This window comes from Nostoc sp. UIC 10890, from assembly GCF_054786515.1.
On record NZ_JBSGKF010000001.1, the window covers coordinates 4,409,967 to 4,429,184 of the forward strand.

At 42.7% G+C, this 19,218-nt stretch carries 18 protein-coding genes; 7 read left to right on the plus strand and 11 right to left on the minus strand.

Annotated elements, in window-relative coordinates; translation table 11 throughout:
• Positions 1–102 precede the first annotated feature (102 nt).
• The 3 genes from ACWATR_RS18085 to ACWATR_RS18095 all read right to left on the minus strand — a co-directional run bounded on the left by ACWATR_RS18085 (position 103) and on the right by ACWATR_RS18095 (position 3,215).
• Positions 103–825 (minus strand): cyanoexosortase B system-associated protein, encoded by a 723-nt coding sequence (locus ACWATR_RS18085; RefSeq protein WP_460335187.1) that lies wholly within the window; start codon positions 823–825, stop codon positions 103–105.
• A gap of 157 nt (positions 826–982) precedes the next feature.
• Positions 983–1,876, minus strand: coding sequence for a cyanoexosortase B (gene crtB / locus ACWATR_RS18090; RefSeq protein ID WP_460340505.1), 894 nt, complete (start codon positions 1,874–1,876; stop codon positions 983–985).
• 145 nt (positions 1,877–2,021) lie between these two features.
• A complete protein-coding gene (locus tag ACWATR_RS18095) occupies positions 2,022–3,215 on the minus strand; it encodes a DegT/DnrJ/EryC1/StrS family aminotransferase (protein ID WP_460335189.1) in 1,194 nt (397 codons plus the stop codon).
• Between the two features lie 743 nt (positions 3,216–3,958).
• On the opposite strand from ACWATR_RS18095, the gene ACWATR_RS18100 reads away from it, so the two are divergent.
• Positions 3,959–5,512 carry a GAF domain-containing sensor histidine kinase gene (locus ACWATR_RS18100; RefSeq protein WP_460335192.1) on the plus strand — a complete coding sequence of 518 codons (1,554 nt, stop codon included), beginning with the start codon at positions 3,959–3,961 and terminating at the stop codon, positions 5,510–5,512.
• 453 nt (positions 5,513–5,965) lie between these two features.
• Positions 5,966–7,384: an IctB family putative bicarbonate transporter gene (locus ACWATR_RS18105; protein ID WP_460335195.1), complete on the plus strand. Its 1,419-nt coding sequence runs from the start codon at positions 5,966–5,968 to the stop codon at positions 7,382–7,384.
• Positions 7,385–7,587: 203 nt separating this feature from the next.
• Here the strand turns inward: ACWATR_RS18105 and ACWATR_RS18110 are convergent, their stop codons facing one another.
• On the minus strand, positions 7,588–7,866 hold the full coding sequence (locus ACWATR_RS18110; RefSeq protein WP_460335198.1) for a WGxxGxxG family protein: 279 nt from the start codon (positions 7,864–7,866) through the stop codon (positions 7,588–7,590).
• A gap of 180 nt (positions 7,867–8,046) precedes the next feature.
• Entirely contained in the window at positions 8,047–8,514 is a 468-nt protein-coding gene (smpB, locus tag ACWATR_RS18115; protein WP_069070417.1) for an SsrA-binding protein SmpB, read from the minus strand.
• 443 nt (positions 8,515–8,957) lie between these two features.
• Between smpB and ACWATR_RS18120 the strand changes: the two genes are divergently transcribed.
• Positions 8,958–9,641, plus strand: coding sequence for a response regulator transcription factor (locus tag ACWATR_RS18120; RefSeq protein ID WP_460335202.1), 684 nt, complete (start codon positions 8,958–8,960; stop codon positions 9,639–9,641).
• Between the two features lie 31 nt (positions 9,642–9,672).
• Here ACWATR_RS18120 and ACWATR_RS18125 read toward each other — a convergent pair whose 3' ends face one another.
• The 4 genes from ACWATR_RS18125 to murC all read right to left on the minus strand — a co-directional run bounded on the left by ACWATR_RS18125 (position 9,673) and on the right by murC (position 13,392).
• Positions 9,673–10,152: a low molecular weight protein-tyrosine-phosphatase gene (locus ACWATR_RS18125; protein WP_460340508.1), complete on the minus strand. Its 480-nt coding sequence runs from the start codon at positions 10,150–10,152 to the stop codon at positions 9,673–9,675.
• A gap of 90 nt (positions 10,153–10,242) precedes the next feature.
• On the minus strand, positions 10,243–10,590 hold the full coding sequence (locus ACWATR_RS18130) for a YbaB/EbfC family nucleoid-associated protein (RefSeq protein WP_069070420.1): 348 nt from the start codon (positions 10,588–10,590) through the stop codon (positions 10,243–10,245).
• Positions 10,591–10,803: 213 nt separating this feature from the next.
• Positions 10,804–11,805, minus strand: a complete 1,002-nt coding sequence (murB, locus tag ACWATR_RS18135; protein WP_460335206.1) for a UDP-N-acetylmuramate dehydrogenase — start codon at positions 11,803–11,805, stop codon at positions 10,804–10,806.
• A 123-nt stretch (positions 11,806–11,928) separates the two neighbouring features.
• Positions 11,929–13,392, minus strand: a complete 1,464-nt coding sequence (murC, locus tag ACWATR_RS18140; protein WP_460335209.1) for a UDP-N-acetylmuramate--L-alanine ligase — start codon at positions 13,390–13,392, stop codon at positions 11,929–11,931.
• A gap of 403 nt (positions 13,393–13,795) precedes the next feature.
• On the opposite strand from murC, the gene nadD reads away from it, so the two are divergent.
• Positions 13,796–14,422: a nicotinate (nicotinamide) nucleotide adenylyltransferase gene (gene nadD / locus ACWATR_RS18145; RefSeq protein ID WP_435023967.1), complete on the plus strand. Its 627-nt coding sequence runs from the start codon at positions 13,796–13,798 to the stop codon at positions 14,420–14,422.
• Between the two features lie 116 nt (positions 14,423–14,538).
• On the plus strand, positions 14,539–15,552 hold the full coding sequence (locus tag ACWATR_RS18150) for a type I glyceraldehyde-3-phosphate dehydrogenase (protein ID WP_069070425.1): 1,014 nt from the start codon (positions 14,539–14,541) through the stop codon (positions 15,550–15,552).
• 68 nt (positions 15,553–15,620) lie between these two features.
• Here ACWATR_RS18150 and thiL read toward each other — a convergent pair whose 3' ends face one another.
• Complete coding sequence (gene thiL / locus ACWATR_RS18155; protein ID WP_460335213.1) at positions 15,621–16,643, minus strand: thiamine-phosphate kinase; 1,023 nt, start codon at positions 16,641–16,643, stop codon at positions 15,621–15,623.
• Between the two features lie 89 nt (positions 16,644–16,732).
• Between thiL and ACWATR_RS18160 the strand changes: the two genes are divergently transcribed.
• Positions 16,733–17,320 carry a Uma2 family endonuclease gene (locus ACWATR_RS18160; protein ID WP_460335216.1) on the plus strand — a complete coding sequence of 196 codons (588 nt, stop codon included), beginning with the start codon at positions 16,733–16,735 and terminating at the stop codon, positions 17,318–17,320.
• A gap of 44 nt (positions 17,321–17,364) precedes the next feature.
• Here ACWATR_RS18160 and ACWATR_RS18165 read toward each other — a convergent pair whose 3' ends face one another.
• A complete protein-coding gene (locus tag ACWATR_RS18165; RefSeq protein ID WP_460335219.1) occupies positions 17,365–18,471 on the minus strand; it encodes a peptidylprolyl isomerase in 1,107 nt (368 codons plus the stop codon).
• A gap of 187 nt (positions 18,472–18,658) precedes the next feature.
• Between ACWATR_RS18165 and efp the strand changes: the two genes are divergently transcribed.
• Complete coding sequence (efp, locus tag ACWATR_RS18170; RefSeq protein ID WP_069070428.1) at positions 18,659–19,216, plus strand: elongation factor P; 558 nt, start codon at positions 18,659–18,661, stop codon at positions 19,214–19,216.
• The last annotated feature ends 2 nt before the right edge of the window (positions 19,217–19,218 follow it).

The window sequence follows — 19,218 nt, forward strand, 5'->3', positions numbered from 1 at the left end:
TCTAACTTCATATTGTCAACATCTTTTAGCTGAGTTTTAGGGTGAACGTAATTATAGAGATACTTTTGGTAAATTTTTGCCCAAAGGCATAGATAACAGACTCTATAAAGGGCCTGCCATCAATGCAGCTTGTACTGTTTCCCCAATCGACTGGGCTAAAGGCCAAGATGTTTCTACCTCCCCTAAAGGTTCCATTGGAATTAGAATGCTTACACCCACCCAAGGAATGCGTTGCTGATGCCATTGTGCCAATTGATCCGCCAAAAACCAGTGGAAAGGTGATGGATTTCCGCCATCTGGCATAGCGTACCATTGCAAGACAGCGAAGGTTTGCTGTGGTGTGGAGGCGCGAAAGAACCTAGCTTTTACTTGAGTTTTGAGATTAGATGCCAACTTTGCAGGTGGTTTCACGGTAAATTCAGCAGAACGAGATTGAGCTACATCCCACTTGCCCCAGCGTGACCTTCCCCAGCCGTTAACGTCTGTCCACTCCACCTCTGGTTGATCCATAGGCCCATTTTGGGGCAATAAAAGCAGGATTGCCTGAGATTCGGAACCTTCTTTTTTTATTACCTGCAAAGACCATTTATGTTCGCCAATTTGCTGTTCTGCTTGTTCAGTAGTTTGCCAAGCAGGAAGGGTTAACCCAGTCTTGCGGATCTGTCTTAACTCGTTGAGGGTAGTAACAGGGGGCGGCTGTTTCCATTGCCATTGTCCTGTCAGGTATCCGGGAACCCCTCCAATTGCCAGCAGCACTAGCAATAACAAAAGTGCTGCTACTTGACTCAATTGGTTTTCTTTAAAAAACTTGGAGAAGGAAGTCATCAGTAAAATTTGCAGTACTTAGGCAAAATTTTACTTTATAAAATAACATTGTGAGTTCAGTAATATTTAGGACTTATGGGGAGCAGGGAATGGGGAGATGAGGTAGCAGGGGAAGCAAGGGGAGAAGAACCAATGCCCCATGCCCAATGCCCAGATTCTAACTTTCTGCTTCTTGCTGAGTTTCTAGAGATGCTGAAAAATAGCTATTAATCCAATTCAGTAAGGGTACTAATGACACCAGCATACAAGCAGAGTAGAGATCACCGCCCCATCCGTCATGCAGCCATTTAAAAGCTCCTTCTTGACCTGTGCCATGAAAGAAAGTTAGTAAAGTATTACGAATAATATTGGCAGTAGTACTAACGATCGCAGCAACAGATAAAAACGATATAGTTGTGCGCCGTGAAGACAAAGCATCTGTCCAATACAGCAGCATTAAGCCGACATAGAGAGTCGTAAACAACATTTTTAGCCCCGCACAATAGGGGGCAACTTCCACAATCCGTCCTCCTACGTAGAGATTTATCTCATCTACAGTTACTTCCATACCAAATTGATTCAGTATGAAGCCTGCTGTACCAGCGATGAAGCTTTGGAGAGGCAAGGTATAGGGAGCAATCAGATAAGGTACTGCTGTTGGGGTTGCCAAAAATACTAGTAGCAGGGGAAATCCTTGCGATCGCAAACCTGATATTCCCTTAAACCACAAGCATAATCCCACTAAGATAACGGGCAAGGAAAGGTTAACCCACTCTGTAACACCGCTAAGATAAAAAACTGCCCCTAATAGTAAGAAAACAGCGCCTAAAGGATGGATGGTATCTGGCAAACGTTTCCACTTTTTCCGGTTCATCCAGCCCAGATAAGCCGCAAATGGTAGACCAATAATCCCGTGGCTGAAATATTCGTGTTCTGTACTAATATTTTTGTGCAGCCAACCATCCAACCAGTGTAGCAATATAGGAGCATAAAGCAGCAGCAAAACGCCTAATACGGCTAGATTTAACAAGCCTGATGCGTTTATGTTTTTAACCTGTTGCCGGAGTGCCATGATTTTCAGTAATTTAAAAACTTTGGTCATTGGTCATTGGTCATTGGTCATTGGTCATTGGTCATTAGTTTTTAACAAAGGACAAATGACTATTGACAAAGGACAAATGTCTAATTTTTAGATGTACATTAAGTATGAATTAACTTCAGGCTACCACGCTGCCCAGGTCAGCAGGAGATAGATTATCTACCTGATAAATTGTTGAGACTGCATGAGCGATCGCTGCTACAACTTCTTTAACTTGGCTACTACTCAAACCAGGATACATCGGTAATGATAATATTTGCTTTGAGAGTTTTTCTGCTTGGGGAAAATCTCCAGGCTGATAGTCTAAGTTGGTGAATGCTGGCTGGAGATGACAAGGAATTGGGTAGTGAATGCCAGTTTGAATTCCCGCCGCTGTGAGTTTTTCCTGGAGTTGCTGGCGTTCTATTGGGCAAGAATCATCAACTTTAATGACATAAAGATGATAAACGTGTCCTGTATCACTTTGGTTTTCCATAGGGATAATGCCAGCAGATGCCAAGGGTGCTAGTTCGTTATCATACTGCTGGGCAATAGTCAGGCGATCGCGATTCCATTGTGGCAAATATGGTAATTTCTGGAGCAAAACTGCTGCTTGTAAAGTATCCAAGCGACTATTTGTACCTGGTTCAGTATGAAAATACTTTTGCGATGCACCATAATTTCGCAAACGCACCATCTTCTGGGCTACATCTGAATCTCGTGTCAACAGCATTCCCCCATCCCCAAATGCGCCCAAATTTTTGCTGGGATAGAAACTAAAAGCTGCTGCTATTCCTACTGAACCAGCGTGATATCCATCTCTTTGGGCGAGGTGTGCTTGGGCTGCATCTTCAAAAACTAATAGTCTGTAGGTATCGGCAAAGTTCACTAGATCGCGTGGTGATACCATCTGACCATAGAGATGTACAGGAATAATTGCTTTAGTCTGAGGCGTAATTGCTTTTGCTGCGGCTTCTAAGTCAATTAAAGCTGTTTGGGGATCGCAATCTACCAGAATTGGCTTGGCACCAGCGCGGATTACCCCAATCAACGTTGCGACAAAAGTATTTGCGGGTAAAATCACTTCATCGCCAGCACCAATATTACACGCTTGCAATCCGAGAGCGATCGCATCTGTTCCTGATGCAACACCAACTCCATATTCTGCCCCAGACACTCTTGCAAATGCAGCTTCAAAATCTGAGAGTGCTTGTCCTAAAATAAAATCTCCCTGTTCCAATACAGATTGGATTGCATTTTGCAATTGTGTTTGAATTGGTTCGTGTTGTAACTTCAGATCTACAAAAGGAACTCTAATAGTCATTTTATTCATTACCAGTTGTCCTTAAAAATATTTTCTCGTATGCAAAAAATAGAAAAGCCAGCACAATTTTCGGCGTGAAATTGTAATAGATTTAATCTATTGGATGGAGACTTGTATCAACTATCGAGTACGTTATGGGTAATTCAAAACCACACCCTGTTCTGTTGATCGTCCGAAGTTGCCATCAGACTTCTTTGCAGCCGCCACTCCGACTTCTTTCAAAACTCAAAAAGCTGATAAAATAAGCTTTTAACTAATTTTGTAGCTTGCTTACTCGTAGGGATATGGTTGCTCTATTTACGTCATCCTTTACTAGGATTGTCAGCCCTGGGTGCTAACTGTCATCAGTAAAACTTGCTACAAATAATCACACTAACATAGCAGTCATTTTAAGTAAATTTACCTTTAATATACCAATGAAAATTTTCTCTTATATACATAAATAATGACAGTCCCTTTGTATTCTATCCTTAGCATTAGGTTACCCTGGCTGAATCCAAATCTAACGCAGTCTGATTGCAAAATCTCAAGCAATAAAGACTACACCAGTGGTAAATAAAGAACATTCAGCACCAGTAAATAGTAACTGGTGGATACCACATTGTCGGCTTAATGGAAGGAATAAAAAATTTTTGCCCTAAATTTGTTTGTCAGAGGCAAAATTAGGGAATGCTTAAAAATAGCAATTGATAACCCAGTAATAGGGCTTATATCAATTACAGTATCGAGAAATTATTAAGGTAGCAGTGGCAATGATAGAGCCTGAAAACAAATTATTTGCCCTAAAGGATGGTTGGGATTCTCATGAATCAAGAGAACAACAACGCCTCAAAGCTTTGTCAGATTTAGGTTTGCGGCAACCAGAAACGATTCCAGTTTTTGAAGAAGCCACACAGACTGCTGCCCACTTTTTGGAAGCACCAATTTCCATATTGGGATTTGTGGATCAAGAACGGCACTGGTTCAAGTCGGCGGTGGGCTTATCTAGGCTGGGATTAATGAATCATTTGGCACAAAGCCGCCAACTGTCACGCCGGGAATCTTTCTGCACTCAGGTAGTAGATAGCTATCAAATATTTGTAATTAATGATACACATAAGATTACAGATCCCGTACTTGCTAGCAGCAAGCTGGTGCAAGATTATGGTATTCGTGCTTACTTGGGAGCGCCACTGATTGATGCTGAGGGACATTGTTTGGGTGCATTGGCGGTGATGGATTTAGTACCGCGCAACTTTACAACCCGAGACATTGAGTTTTTACAAATCATAGCTCGTTGGAGCATGAGTGAATTTGAACGTAACCGACTTTTGCAAGGAAAACTCGAATCAAGCACTCCTAAGAATGCTCCTATATTTTCACTCAATGACGAACGTAACACAGAGATTAAAATTACCGCACCCACTAAAGATAACGACTCTGTTTCTACCAAGCAACTGAAACTAGAACTTTTGGGTCAGCTAACTCAGGAGTTACGCACGCCCTTAACATCTGTACTCGGTATGGCTAGTGTTTTAGGACGTGAGATATATGGGCCTTTGACGACTAAGCAGAGAGAATATTTAGAAATTATCCAACACAGTGGTCGGTACTTACTTTCCCTAGTAAACGAAATTACCGAACTAGGAGCTATGGATGAAAACTCAACTGTGCTAAATCTAGCTCCTGTGGATATCGAAATGCTATGCCAACAAGCTATCAATACCCTAGAAGAAGTAGCGAATCGCCGCGAGCAAGATATTCGCCTGTCTATAGAACCGGGACGCAATCGCATTTGGCCTTTAGATAAAGACAAGGTGCGGCAAATGCTGTATCACTTGGTTTTCAGTGTAATTCAACTTGCGGCTACAGGTAGCATTGTTCGCATTCATGTTTCTTACAAGGAAGATACGCTCAACATTACTATTTGGGTTTCCCATCCCTGGCTAGGGGACGGCATAACTGAGGTTGATCCTTACTTCCGTCTCAATTCTTTGTCACTGCTGGAACTGACAGGTGAGGTAGCAACTTACAATACTCATGCAGAAAACCAGGAGCAACTAGATAATTTATCAGTGGCAGTAGACAATTCCAAAAATTTGAGTGATTCCCACTCAAATTTCTTTGCTAGTAGTTCAGGTATAAATTTAGCTAAATCACATGGAAGTCTTTCTCGTGAAAGCTTGGGTCTATTATTAAGTTGTCAACTGGCAGAATTGCATGGTGGACACATTTTGATTCAAGGTTCACCAGAATCAGGATATCGTTATGTGCTTTCTTTGCCACTGCAACTGGCAACTCCTTCACAAGCAGTTAGCGATGTCTAATCTTGGGGATTGGGGATTGGAGACTGGGAAAGACGTATTTTCTATAGGAATCCGCTTTGATTTTTGAACTTACTTGAATGGTGCGGGAAGTGCAGCGCAAGCGCGATAGGCAGACAATAAGCAATAGACAATACTCAAGAAGGCTTTTTGAGTTGTACGGTGTTTTTTCAAAAATCAAATATGAGTCCTATATCTATATTTCATTAAATGCGAATTCTCTGCGTGCTTTTGCGCTTACCTATACGTTTAATTTTCAACCCTCAATTCGCCATGATTTTACGTAAAGCTGTACTAAGTACATGAAAGCCTATCTTAACTTTGTATTAGCTGATGGCTAGGAATAAGAGCGCCATCATGCGATGTGCAATCTCCGTTATTACCTTTTTATAGCTATAAGCATTATGATCAATTCCAAGTTCTGCGTCGGCAGGCTAATTGATCTCAATGTTTTTTATGAATTTAGTCTGGCAACGATTTACTTTATCATCTTTACCGCTCAAAGAATATCTTGCTACCAGTTACGTACACCGCTCTCTGGTGGGACTGTTGAGTTCTTGGCGGCAAACCAGCATCTTGCTTCAGTGGGGAGATGCGATCGCAGCGGCTTTACTCAGCTTAATATATGCCCTTGCACCTTTTGCTTCGAGTACGTTGGTGGGTTTGTTGCTGGTAGCTTGTGCAGGATTTTGGCTGCTGTTGACTTTATCTGATGAAGTAATACCGGCAAATGTCTCGTCAGTCACTCCCATTCACCTGCTGGTATTGCTCTACTGGGGAGTTGCCGCAATTGCAACAGCATTATCCCCTGTAAAAAAGGCGGCACTTAACGACTTAGGAACTTTGACCTTGTATTTGCTACTATTTACCCTTTGTGCCAGGGTATTAAGGTCGCCTCGCCTCCGGTCTTGGATTATCATCCTTTATCTGCATGTATCGTTAATTGTTAGTGTATATGGGTTGCGGCAATGGTTTTTCGGAGCCACAGCACTAGCAACTTGGGTTGATCCAGAATCTCCTCTATCTAAGACTACAAGGGTCTATAGTTATTTAGGCAATCCCAACTTATTGGCAGGATACCTCTTACCAGCAGTAATTTTTAGCTTAGTGGCAATTTTTGCATGGCAAAGCTGGTTCAAAAAATCTTTGGCATTAACAATGTTAATTGTTAATACTGCCTGCCTGATCCTCACTTTTAGTCGTGGTGGTTGGATTGGACTAGTAGTAGCAATTTTAGCTGTGATGGCATTGCTAGTTTATTGGAAAAGCGTGGAAATGCCTCCTTTTTGGCGTACTTGGTCGCTGCCGATTGTCTTGGGAGGTTTGCTTGGCATATTGCTGCTAGCAGTAATATTTCTAGAGCCAGTGCGCCTGCGAGTATTCAGTATTTTTGCCGACCGTAAAGATAGCAGTAATAATTTTCGCCGAAATGTGTGGGATGCTGTCTTTGAGATGATTCGCGATCGCCCGATTTTCGGCATCGGCCCCGGCCACAACTCTTTTAATAAAGTTTATCCTCTCTACCAACGCCCTCGTTACACTGCTCTGAGTGCCTATTCGATTTTCTTTGAGGTGGCTGTAGAAACTGGCTTTGTTGGTTTAGGCTGTTTTCTCTGGCTAATAATTGTCACATTTAATACGGCATTTCTACAAATCCAACGACTGCGACAATTTAGAAGTGTAGAGGGATTTTGGTTAATTGGAGCGATCGCTACTTTGTTGGGTATGCTAGCTCACGGAACCGTAGATACTGTCTGGTATCGTCCTGAAGTCAATACCCTCTGGTGGCTCATCGTTGCCTTAATTGCTAGCTACTGGACACCTTTAGCTCAAAACCAGACAAATTCATCTCACTCAGAACCAACAGTAAACTAATCACTAGTAAATTGTCAGTTGTTTTCCTGATCACAACTGACAACTCACATTTTTGAATTTTGTAGACGAATAGCAACTTGCCAAAGGTTATTTTGAGTTGCTTGCACCAATTTTTAAAATTATTCCGACAGATAGATTCACAAAATCCAGATGCAATAGAGGATTCCCAATCCAAAATCTAAAATCCAAAATCTAAAATGCTATTAGTCTCTATAGGTAGTGGCACTTGGCGAATTAGGGTCGCGATAAGCGGTCGGTTCGTTATCGCGCTTTTTGCCAGCCAAACCGGCTAGACCGAATAGACCAATTAATCCAAGCCAACCCCAATCAAAATCGTTGCGATCAGAAGTGGTCGTTGTTGGAGCAGTATTGACTCCGGGATCATTAGTTGTCTGAGCTTGTGCAGATAGAGTTAAGGGTAAAATTCCCATACTCAAGGTGAGAACGCCAGCGCCAATAGCTTTAATGAAATTACTTTTCATAAGTTGTGAAAATTCCTGATGCCATCCGAAGTTACTCACAACTGTATCGAGTTCCAACCTTAACAAAATCAATCTGCGGCTATAAACTAGGCATTTTCACAACTAACGCTATGGATAGACAACATACTTTGACAGCAATCTGTTTCTCCCTCTGGTGTGGTAGTTTGCTTACACTAACCGTTAATAGCTTTTCATTGCCCGTTGAATGTCACGCTGGTCTTGGCGTCGTTTCAAGTCTTCTCGCTTATCGTGGAGCTTTTTACCTTTGCCAAGGGCTATACTCACTTTTACCCAGCCTCGTTTGAGATACATTTTCAAAGGGATTAAAGTTAAACCCTGCTGTTCTACTTTGCCAATTAGCTTACGGAGTTCTTGACGATGCAATAGTAGCTTACGTGTACGCCGTGGCTCATGATTGAAATACTGTCCACTAGCGTTGTAAGGCGAGATATGAATATTGATCAACCATGCTTCGCCATTGCGAAGCAAAGCATAGCCATCTTGGAGATTGACTTTACCCGCACGAATCGACTTCACCTCGGTTCCTGTCAACTCAATTCCAGCTTCGTAAGTTTCTAGAATTTCATACAAATAACGGGCTTGGCGGTTGTCGCTAATAACTTTGTAACCGTCGTTCTTGTCGCTCATTGATAATTTTGTGTGCTTTAAATGTACCTAAAAAGTTATTTGGATTGGCTTGTGAATTATAGGGTGTATCTTAGAACCGCTATAAATTATGAACTGTATATCACTAATTTAGCTTTTCTAAGTTCACAATTAAGAGTTTTTTGGCAATATTGATTAAGTTAATAATTTATACTATGATAAGCATTTACTATGCCTTATTGATGAGTTGTTACAAATTACAAAGCTCTCTATGCCTCTCAAGCAGAGGGAGTCAAAGGTGAGTTAGACTTCGTTAACTCATCCTAAAGATTTAAGATTTTCTTTATAAATAAACCCTGAAGACAGTCATTAGTTGGTAATCCTGTCATAGTATGAAACATAAGAACACTATTATTATCTGTGTTCACTGATGGAGCACGTAGAAGCAAATTTCTGAGTAAAAAAATGCTAGGGGTGTACTATCCATGCCCTTGACGATCCTTGTAGTGGATGATGATTTGGGCACTCGTCTGTCTGTTAGCGACTATCTTGAACTGTCTGGCTACTCGGTGATCACGGCTAATGACGGTCGAGAAGCTTTAGTTATGGTAGATGACTATCATCCTGATTTGATTGTCACGGATATTGTCATGCCACAGATGAATGGCTATGAACTGGTGCGCCGAGTGCGTCAACAGCCAGTGTTTCGTTTATTGCCTGTAATTTTATTAACAGCCAGAACTAAGACCCAAGAAAGAATTATGGGTTACCAGTCAGGGTGTGATTTATATTTACCTAAGCCTTTTGAACTGGAAGAGTTAGCAGCAGCAATTCGCAATCTTTTGGAGCGATCGCAAATCATTCAATCAGAGTATCGCTTTTCTCATAAAGAGAGCTTGGGCATTCCCACCTCAACAAAAACGGGGGATGCCCATAATTCTCTGTTCACTCAAATTCAGAAATCCCATCTGCACTCAGCCCTAACTCACAGAGAACAAGAAGTCCTAGAGTTATTGACTCATGGTCTTTCTAATGCCGATATGGGTCATCAGCTACACTTGAGTCCTCGCACAGTGGAAAAGTACGTTAGCAGTTTATTGAGAAAAACCTCAACCAGCAACCGAGCGGAATTAGTGCGTTTTGCGATGAAGCATGGTTTAGTGGAATAAAAGTTAGGAGTTAAAAGTGAGGAGTGAGGAATTAAAACTCCTCACTTTTAACTTTTGTTAGCAGACCTTCACAAGCATCGACCAGTAAATCAATAACCTGATTAAATCCCTCTTGACCACCATAATAGGGATCTGGAACTTCCTTTAGAGTGTGTCGAGAGCAAAACTCGCACATCAAACGCACTTTATGGTGATATTGCTCAGTTTGATCAAGAGTGAGGATGTTCTCATAATTTTCTTGATCCATCGCCAAAATCAAATCAAACTCTTGAAAATCTGACCTTAGAAACTGTCGTGCTTGGCCACGCAGTTTAATTCCCAATTTAGTAGCAGCCGCAGCACTCATACGTCTGTCAGGTGGGCTACCAACGTGATAGCTAGATGTACCAGCAGAGTCACAGAGGATGTGTTCGCTCAAGCCAGCCTGCTCAATTAGATGATTCATGATGTTTTCTGCCGATGGAGATCGGCAGATATTACCTAAGCAGACAAACAGCAACTTGTAAGGCATAGATATTATTTGTCCTTTGTCAATAGTCATTTGTCCTTTGTCGAATGACCAATGACCAATGACCAATGACCAATGACTAATGACCAATGACTAAAATCCAGGTAACTCCAACCCACTGGTTAATTCTTCCATACGTTCCCGCATGGTTGCTGTGGACTTGTTGTAGGCTTCTTTCATTGCCACTGTGACGAGATCGGAAAGTACTTCTGCACCTTCTCCCAAAGCATCTGGAGAAATTTCTACCCGCTTGGGTTCTTGGTTGCCACTGACAATTACCTTCACTAGACCGCCGCCAGATTCTCCTAGAATCTCCATTTGCTCCAATTCTTCTTGGAGTCGCTTTGCGCCTTCTTGAACTTGCTGTGCTTTCTTAAAAGCTTCGGCAAGTTCCTTCATTTTTCCTAAGCCAAAGCCAAATCCCTGTCCTTTTCCTGTCATAATTATTTGTACGCGTGTGCGTTGAATAACAAATCAAATTCAATTATAGATGCGGTAAGTAATTTGACTCTTTTTTTACCAATAATTAATGCGTCATGATCATCGGGAGTAGGGAGTAGGGATTAGGGAATTGGGCATTGGGCATTGGGCATTGCATATTGGTTATTAATTCATCTCCCCATTCCCCATTCCCCATTCCCCATTCCCCATTCTTTATCCACAAGCACCTTGAAACTCTCCGAGCATTTTGACTTCTGGCTCTAAACTAATAGACCAACGTTCTTGTACTTGATGTTGAATGTGACGAATGAGACAGAAAATATCACTAGCTTTTGCCCCACCCCGATTTACGATGAAATTAGCATGAAGTAATGCTACTTGTGCTCCACCAATTTGGTAGCCTTTCAGACCAGTTTGTTCAATTAACCAGCCAGCACTGTAAGGTTTAGGATTGCGGAACACACTACCACAACTAGGGAAGTTGTATGGTTGGGTGCTTAACCGATGCTTTTTGTGTTCTTTGGTGATTGCTACAACTTTTGCTGGGTCTGCACCTGGCGCGAGTTGTAAGGTGGCTTGGGTGACTATGCGATCGCCACCTTGCAATAATGAAGTTCGGTAGCTATAACCTAACTGTTCTGGGGTAAGAGTCTCTAGCGTCCCATCGGGTGAAAGTACCTCGGCACTAACTAACATATCTGCGATACAGCTATTATGTGCCCCTGCGTTCATCACCACGGCACCTCCTGCTGTTCCGGGAATACCAACAGCCCACTCCAATCCTTGCCAGCCTAATTCTGCTGCGGCCCATGCCAAGCTGGGAATTGATTCTCCGGCAGCAACGGTTAATTGACCTTTTTCTGGGTCAAAATGGCTGAAGCGGAGATGACGAGTAGCAATGACTAAGCCTGATATACCGCCATCACTCACCAACAGGTTAGAACCTGCTCCCAGTGTTGTCACTTTTAAATCACGCTCTTTTGCGTATTTCAGACTTGCTTGCAGTGCTTCTAAGTTTCGGGGAGAAACGTACAAATCAGCTGCTCCTCCAACTCTATAGGAAGTAAACGCTGACAAAGAAGCCTGGGACTTAATCGCACAATCAGTACTGGGTAAGTAAATTACTTCACTGTCCACTGAATTAGCTGTTTGGTGTTTCTTTGTATTCAAAGCAGAAACTTTGCAGACGTTTCCAACTGCCTGGGAAATGGTCATCTTTACTTTTTTTGGTAAAATTTTTACATTTATTTACCGCAAAGATACGGTAACAGAGTTCACAAATGAAACCGTTGCTAAAGGGGTACTTTGCTCAGAAATAAAACTTCGCAAAGTCTCCATTTAGGATGTAGCTTTAGCAGGCTCACAAAGTGTCGTAATTACTTCAGGAATCACCTGATTCAAGTTCCCAGCCCCCAAAAACAGCGCCAAATCTCCTGGGCGTAGTGTTTGTAGCAAGTACTCACATACTGAGGATAAAGTTGGTTGATAAACTACTTGCGAATGCTGTTTAGCAATTTCCGCCGTTAGATGTTCACCACTAATCTGCCCTAAATTGGGTTCACCTGCGCTGTAAATATCAGTCAGCACAACCAAATCAGCATGGGTAAAGGACTCGGCAAATTCTTCTAAAAAAGTCAGTGTCCGGCTATAGCGATGGGGCTGGAAGATAGCAACTACTCTTTGCCCTGGTCTTGCCTGTAAACGTGCTGCGGCGAGAGTAGCGCGAATCTCGCTAGGGTGATGAGCATAATCATCGATAAAGGTAATGCCATTGACTTCACCTCGGAACTCAAAGCGGCGTCTTGCTCCTTCAAAGGTGGCGATACCTTTAGCAATTGCTCCAAATTCTAAGCCCAAAGCGCGACCAACAGCCACCGCTGCTAAGGCATTACTGAGATTGTGCCGACTGAGCAACCGCAACTTCAACACGCCCAAAGCTTTGCCTCTTTCCCAAACTAAAGCTGTGGTGCCATCAGCACGATAATCAATATTAGTAACGGTGTAGTCAGCGTCGGTATCTGAATGTAAGCTGTAGGTAATTGTGGGTTGTAAGCGATCGCGCACTGTAGCACAGTCAATGCTACCTATCAACGTTTTACAACCCTTGGCAAATGTCTGGAAGATGTCAATAACTTCTTCTAATGTATCGTAATGGTCAGGATGATCGAGTTCAATATTGGTGATGATGCCAATCTCTGGAGCGTGTTTTACCAAGGAACCATCAGATTCATCTGCTTCGGCTACCAAATATTGGCTTTGTCCCAATCGAGCATTGCCTTCCCAAGCATTGACTTCGCCACCCACTAAAATCGTTGGGTCTAGACCAGCTTCTAGAAGCATATAGCCAATCATGCTACTGGTTGTAGTTTTGCCGTGTGTTCCTGCCACTGCAATACTATGGTAATCGGCAATTAATGCGGCTAACACATCTGAACGATGTAAAACTGGACAGCCTAATTCTAGTGCTGCTTTGTATTCTAAATTATTAGTGTTTATTGCTGTTGAACAAATGACTTGAGGCAGTTTTGACTTAGTATCAGCAGGTAATTGTTCTTGTGAATTTAATACTACTGTATTCGCCAATACCTGAGGGCGAAAGAATTCGAGATTGCTTGCCTCTTGTTTACCAAAAATATGAGCACCGATAGATTCCAACTTGTGCGTAATATGATTTGGACGAAGATCCGAACCTGATACTGGAAATTGGCGCTTTGCGAGAACGTATGCCAGAGCAGACATACCTATACCACCGATGCCAATGAAATGAAATGGTCTACCACTAAAATCTACAGAATTAGTCATTTATTACTCCTCTTACACCACACCACACCATAATCACAAATGACACGCGTATCATAACAGGAATTTGATTTTTACCGTAACTGCTCCTATATCATGTTTATATTTGATGCCCGAATGACTTTTCCGCTCTGGTTTTCTTTGTTCAGAATGATTTTACCTTGGTTGGAGGTTTTTGCTATTTCTGAACTGTTCTTAAGATTATTCTGAAAATTTTGGACGCATCGGGAAAGAAATTCTTGTAATGTCAAATACATATTTTTGGCTATCTTACTGGAATTGGCTACATAATACATTGTTTAGTGAAACTGATTTGAAATTGCATCAAGTCTAGGCGTGAATTGAGTACAATAGTACATTGGTAATGAAACTATTTTTCGATTGCATAAAACCCAGGCATAACTGGATGCAGCAACTCGCAATTTTTGGTGGCACATTTGATCCAATTCATTGGGGACACCTGCTCGTAGCCGAGACAGCTTTGCATCAAGTATCCCTTGAAAAGGTAATTTGGGTGCCATCCCTAAATCCTCCTCACAAAGAAGCAGCTTTGTTTGAGCATCGTGTGCAAATGCTGCAATTAGCTACAAAAGATAACCCAGGGTTTACTGTCTCATTAGTGGAGACAAATCGCTCTGGAACTTCCTATGCCATTAACACCCTGATTGACTTATCTGCTTGTTACCCAAATACTCACTGGTACTGGATTGTGGGCTTGGATACTTTCCAAACCTTACCCCGTTGGTACCGTGGACACGAACTAGCACAAATGTGTGATTGGTTAATCGCACCCCGACTGCTAGGTGGTGAGACTATAACTCAAAGCAAATTAATCTGCAAGCAAGTGGAGCAGCAACTCAGGGAGCAGTTACATACCATTCACTGGCAACTCTTAAATATACCTTTAGTAGGAGTTTCGTCAAGTCTAATTCGCAAATTTTGCCGCGAACGCCAGTCAATTCGTTATTTAGTACCGGAACCGGTCAGATCATATATCACTAACAACAATCTCTACTCGAACAAATCTGAATAAATTATGTGTTTTTTTATTGATCTAACACTTTATGGTTAAAAGTGCCCCCCCCCTTTGCGATATGATTGGGGTCAACGATATCAACATATAAGCATAAATACAGAGGGCAAGACACTGTGATTAGAGTTGCAATCAACGGTTTCGGGCGGATTGGACGTAACTTTGCGCGTTGCTGGGTGGGTAGAGAGAACAGTCAAATCGATCTTGTCGCTATTAATGACACTTCAGACCCTAGAACCAATGCTCACCTGCTCAAGTATGACTCAATGCTAGGGAAGATCAAAGGTGCTGAGATTAGTGCCGATGATAACTCTATCATCGTTAACGGTAAGACCATTAAGTGCGTATCCGATCGCAACCCAGAAAACTTGCCCTGGAAAGATTGGGGAATTGACCTAATTATCGAAGCAACCGGGGTATTTACTAGCAAAGAAGGAGCGCTCAAGCACGTAAATGCTGGAGCCAAGAAAGTCCTGATTACCGCTCCTGGTAAAAACGAGGATGGTACTTTTGTGGTTGGTGTGAATCATCATGACTATGACCACAACAAACACCACATTATCAGTAACGCTAGCTGTACTACCAACTGCTTGGCACCAATCGCCAAGGTATTGAACGATAAGTTCGGCATCATTAAAGGTACGATGACCACCACCCACAGCTATACAGGTGATCAACGCTTGCTAGACGCTTCTCACCGGGATTTGCGACGGGCGAGGGCAGCAGCGATAAACATTGTACCCACCTCTACTGGTGCAGCAAAAGCAGTGGCACTGGTTATCCCAGACCTCAAAGGCAAACTTAATGGCGTTGCCTTACGCGTACCGACCCCGAACGTCTCAATGGTAGATTTCGTAGTTCAGGTTGAGAAGCGTACTATTACTGAAGAAGTTAACCAAGCTCTCAAGGATGCTGCTGAAGGCCCATTGAAAGGCATTTTGGATTATAGCGAACTAGAATTGGTATCTTCCGATTATCAAGGTAGCGATGCTTCTTCGATTGTCGATTCCAGCTTGACTTTGGTTATGGGCAATGACTTAGTAAAAGTTATGGCGTGGTATGACAACGAGTGGGGTTACAGCCAACGAGTCTTGGATTTGGCAGAATTAGTAGCCCAGAAGTGGCAATAATTTGTCATTAGTCATTGGTCATTTGTCATTAGTCATTGTTCATTGGAAGAATGACAAAGGACAAAGGACTATTGACCAAAATGTTGAAATCCCTGACTAAGATTAAGAACTTGGTCAGGGAATTTTTTTTGTTCGTCGTGCAATAGTACTCTTGATCCGGCTGTAATTTTGCCTACGATCGCAGCACCTTCTCCAAGATGTTGCACTAAAGCTGATGCTAATTTTTGTGGTAAGCAGAGCACTAATTCAAAGTCTTCGCCACCGTATAGAGCATATTTTAGCGCTTGCTCTGGTGGCAACCAATGGTTAAAAGTTTTTGGTACGGGAATTTGTCTGCGTTCTAGGACAGCGCCAACACAACTGGCACGGCAGATTTGGATAATCGCATCTGCCAAACCATCGCTGCTATCCATACCAGCAATGGCCATGGGGCATGGGGATGCTAAAATTTTCCAGAGGATTGGTAAGACATCGAATCGTGGCTGTGGGCGTTGGTGTGCGCGGATTAGAGCCGTCTTTTCTTGGTTGTTGAGGTTTTGTCCTGATTCGGGGTGCAAGAGGAGTTCTAAGCCTGCATGGGAGGCTCCATGAACGCCTGTAACGACGATCGCATTTCCAACAACGGCAGCAGAACGGCGGATAATTTGACTAGGGTTAACTTGACCAAAAGCGGTAATTGCCAGAGTAGTAACAGGCGATCGCACTACATCACCCCCGACAATTGAAGTATTGTATTTTTGTAGGCATTCTGTCATTCCCTGATACAAGCGTTCTACCCAACTAACCCTAAGTTCACCGGGTAGTCCCAACCCGACAGTGATTCCTAATGGGGAAGCGCCCATTGCTGCTAAATCTGATAAATTGGCAGCAGCAGCTCGCCAACCTGCGTCTTCTGGGGAAGTGGTGAGGTTACTAAAATGCACACCATCAACCAGCACATCTGTAGTCACTACCAAAGATTGTCCTGGTGCAGTCTCAAGTACTGCTGCATCATCGCCGATAATTTCTGGAGGACAGAAGCGTTGTAATCTTTCTAAAAGACCTTGTTCGCCAATGTCTTTTACTTGTTGAGAAGATAACTCACTGTTCACAATCGGTTTTCCGTGTTGCAAAATTACGAAGAAAACTGATGATTTACTTTACTGTTTAAGATAAGGGTATCGTCTAGGAGTCAGTTGGAATGGTAACAACACCAGTAACCAGCATCACATTTGAAGAGTACTTAACCTATGATGATGGTAGCGATTTCCATTATGAACTGGTGGATGGGAAGCTAGAACTAATGAATCCACCTACTATCGAACATTTCCTGATTGTCGATTTTTTGGATATTGCCTTGAAAGCAGAAATCAAACGTTGTAACTCTACTTGGTTGTGTTTTCGGGAAAGTGGGGTGAGAACGGGTAGAAATAAATCTAGGTTGACTGATTTGTGTGTAGTGACACTGGAGCAAGCTAGAGAATTGTTGAATGCTTCAGCAGTATTTGAGTCACCACCGTTACTAATTGTCGAGGTAGTCAGTCCAGAGTCGATGAAACGGGACTATCGTTATAAACGCTCAGAATATGCGGCCTTAGAGGTTCCTGAATATTGGATTGTAGACCCACTGAAAGCAAAAGTTTCGGTGTTACTACTGGAAGATGGATTTTACGAAGAAACAGTTTTTACAGATAGCCAGCAAATAGTATCACGAACTTTTCCAGAGTTAAGGATCATAGTTGATCAAATATTCACCGCCGGGAATCTGAATCAGGGGAGACGCGATTAATCGCGTCTGTACAAGAATTACTCTTCTCCTACCCCTGTGTCTTCTTATGCAGCTTGCGGCTCAACCAGATTTTCTATTCCCTTAACCACTTTTGCCGATTCAATTTTGTCACCAGCCTTCAGTTTATCCAAAACTTCTCTGCCTTCGGTGAGATAGCCAAAAACGGCATAACGACCATCCAATAGGTTGCGTCCGGCGGGAGTGAGTTCTGGTTCAAACAGAAAGAAGAAAAATTGTGATGAACCACCATTTACTTCATTTTCGGGACGAGCCATTACCACTGCACCAAAGGCAGAAAAAGGCAGAACTGGCATATCAACGTAACGGCCAGCTTCTTCTAGAGTAATGCCATAAGTAGGTTCTTTATCGCCTTCAACTAAGACTTCTAAGGGTATGGCGCGATATTTGCCCGTTTTTGGGTCAATGAAACCTACGTCTTTTCCAGCAGGATCTCCAGTTTGGAGAAAGTAAGATTCTTCAGAACGGGTAAATTCTAAGCCATCATAAAAACCCCTCTGTACCAAATCTACAAAATTCCCGGCAGTAACAGGGGCGCTATAACCGTCTACTACAAAGGTTAAATCGCCTTTGTTAGTTTTCAATTCTATAGTGGCACGACCTTTAAGTTGCGGCAGATTGCTGTACTGGGCAGGCACTTCAAAGGGGAATTGTTTCACCATTGACTCTTCTAGAAGAGTAACGAGATTTAGCAGTTTAGTTCTCTCTTGCAGAATTTGTTCTTTATCTTTGCTGTTCGCCAATTCTTGCAACTTACCCACCCCAGATTTCAACTCGGTAATCCAAGCTTCGGCTTGGGGTTGGCGTTCTTCGGGAACGCTTGTTAAGATTTGGGAAGGTTTATCGAGAATGCGGGATGCTTGGCTGATGTCTTTGGAAATAGCACCCCAACGTCGATTCGCCCGCAGTTGGGCAGAGATGTCCTCTAAACTGGCTTGTAGTTGCCGCACAGGTTTGTTATCTATCGGGAGTGCATACCGCAACAAAGCCTTACCGTCGGTAATTGCATTGCCCGATGGCAGTGCGGCGCTACTGGAGGGAGTCCACCCAGCTGTAGTTATGCCTAAAAATATTGTCACCAGCAGTATTGCTATTAGGCTGTTCTTCAGCCAGGATTTTAATAAGTTAAGCATGGGATAACTCAAATGCAGCATTAAATTGTTGACTGGACGTAACCCATAAATAATCTTCCCACGTTAAGGGCGGAGGATAAATGACAAATGACTAATGACAAATGACAACTAACTAATGACAAATGCCCAATGACGACCCTAGAAGGGTACAATAAATGCCGATTGTCTTCCAAAATTTGAAAGTTTCATGATCTCCAGTAACGACTTTCGACCCGGTGTTTCAATTGTATTGGATGGGTCTGTATGGCGAGTGCTTGAATTCCTACACGTCAAGCCAGGTAAAGGTTCTGCCTTTGTACGCACTAAGCTAAAAAATGTTCAGAGTGGGAGCGTTATGGAAAAAACGTTCCGCGCAGGGGAAACAGTGCCGCAAGCCACTCTAGAAAAAAGCACGATGCAACATACCTATAAAGAAGGCGATGAGTTTGTCTTTATGGATATGGAAACCTACGAAGAAGGCAGATTGACTCGCGAGCAAATTGGCGATCGCGTCAAGTACCTTAAGGAAGGTATGGAAGCTGAAGTTATTAAATGGGGAGAGCAGGTTCTAGGAGTAGAATTGCCTAAGTCTGTGGTTCTGGAAATTGTACAAACAGATCCAGGTTTAAAAGGTGACACTGCCACAGGTGGCTCAAAACCAGCAACTCTGGAAACTGGTGCAATTGTGATGGTTCCTTTGTTTATTTCTCAAGGAGAACGCATCAAAGTTGACACTCAGGAAGATAAATATATCAGCAGGGAATAACT

Bases quoted from the DNA above. Each gene is read 5' to 3' on its own strand.
- ACWATR_RS18105 (WP_460335195.1), top strand. From the start codon at position 5,966: ATGAATTTAGTCTGGCAACGATTTACTTTATCATCTTTACCGCTCAAA.
- smpB (WP_069070417.1), bottom strand. From the start codon at position 8,514: ATGAGCGACAAGAACGACGGTTACAAAGTTATTAGCGACAACCGCCAA.
- nadD (WP_435023967.1), top strand. From the start codon at position 13,796: ATGCAGCAACTCGCAATTTTTGGTGGCACATTTGATCCAATTCATTGG.
- ACWATR_RS18085 (WP_460335187.1), bottom strand. From the start codon at position 825: ATGACTTCCTTCTCCAAGTTTTTTAAAGAAAACCAATTGAGTCAAGTA.
- ACWATR_RS18130 (WP_069070420.1), bottom strand. From the start codon at position 10,590: ATGACAGGAAAAGGACAGGGATTTGGCTTTGGCTTAGGAAAAATGAAG.
- crtB (WP_460340505.1), bottom strand. From the start codon at position 1,876: ATGGCACTCCGGCAACAGGTTAAAAACATAAACGCATCAGGCTTGTTA.
- ACWATR_RS18120 (WP_460335202.1), top strand. From the start codon at position 8,958: ATGCCCTTGACGATCCTTGTAGTGGATGATGATTTGGGCACTCGTCTG.
- efp (WP_069070428.1), top strand. From the start codon at position 18,659: ATGATCTCCAGTAACGACTTTCGACCCGGTGTTTCAATTGTATTGGAT.
- ACWATR_RS18125 (WP_460340508.1), bottom strand. From the start codon at position 10,152: ATGCCTTACAAGTTGCTGTTTGTCTGCTTAGGTAATATCTGCCGATCT.
- murC (WP_460335209.1), bottom strand. From the start codon at position 13,392: ATGACTAATTCTGTAGATTTTAGTGGTAGACCATTTCATTTCATTGGC.
- ACWATR_RS18095 (WP_460335189.1), bottom strand. From the start codon at position 3,215: ATGAATAAAATGACTATTAGAGTTCCTTTTGTAGATCTGAAGTTACAA.
- ACWATR_RS18165 (WP_460335219.1), bottom strand. From the start codon at position 18,471: ATGCTTAACTTATTAAAATCCTGGCTGAAGAACAGCCTAATAGCAATA.
- ACWATR_RS18160 (WP_460335216.1), top strand. From the start codon at position 16,733: ATGGTAACAACACCAGTAACCAGCATCACATTTGAAGAGTACTTAACC.
- ACWATR_RS18100 (WP_460335192.1), top strand. From the start codon at position 3,959: ATGATAGAGCCTGAAAACAAATTATTTGCCCTAAAGGATGGTTGGGAT.
- murB (WP_460335206.1), bottom strand. From the start codon at position 11,805: ATGACCATTTCCCAGGCAGTTGGAAACGTCTGCAAAGTTTCTGCTTTG.
- ACWATR_RS18110 (WP_460335198.1), bottom strand. From the start codon at position 7,866: ATGAAAAGTAATTTCATTAAAGCTATTGGCGCTGGCGTTCTCACCTTG.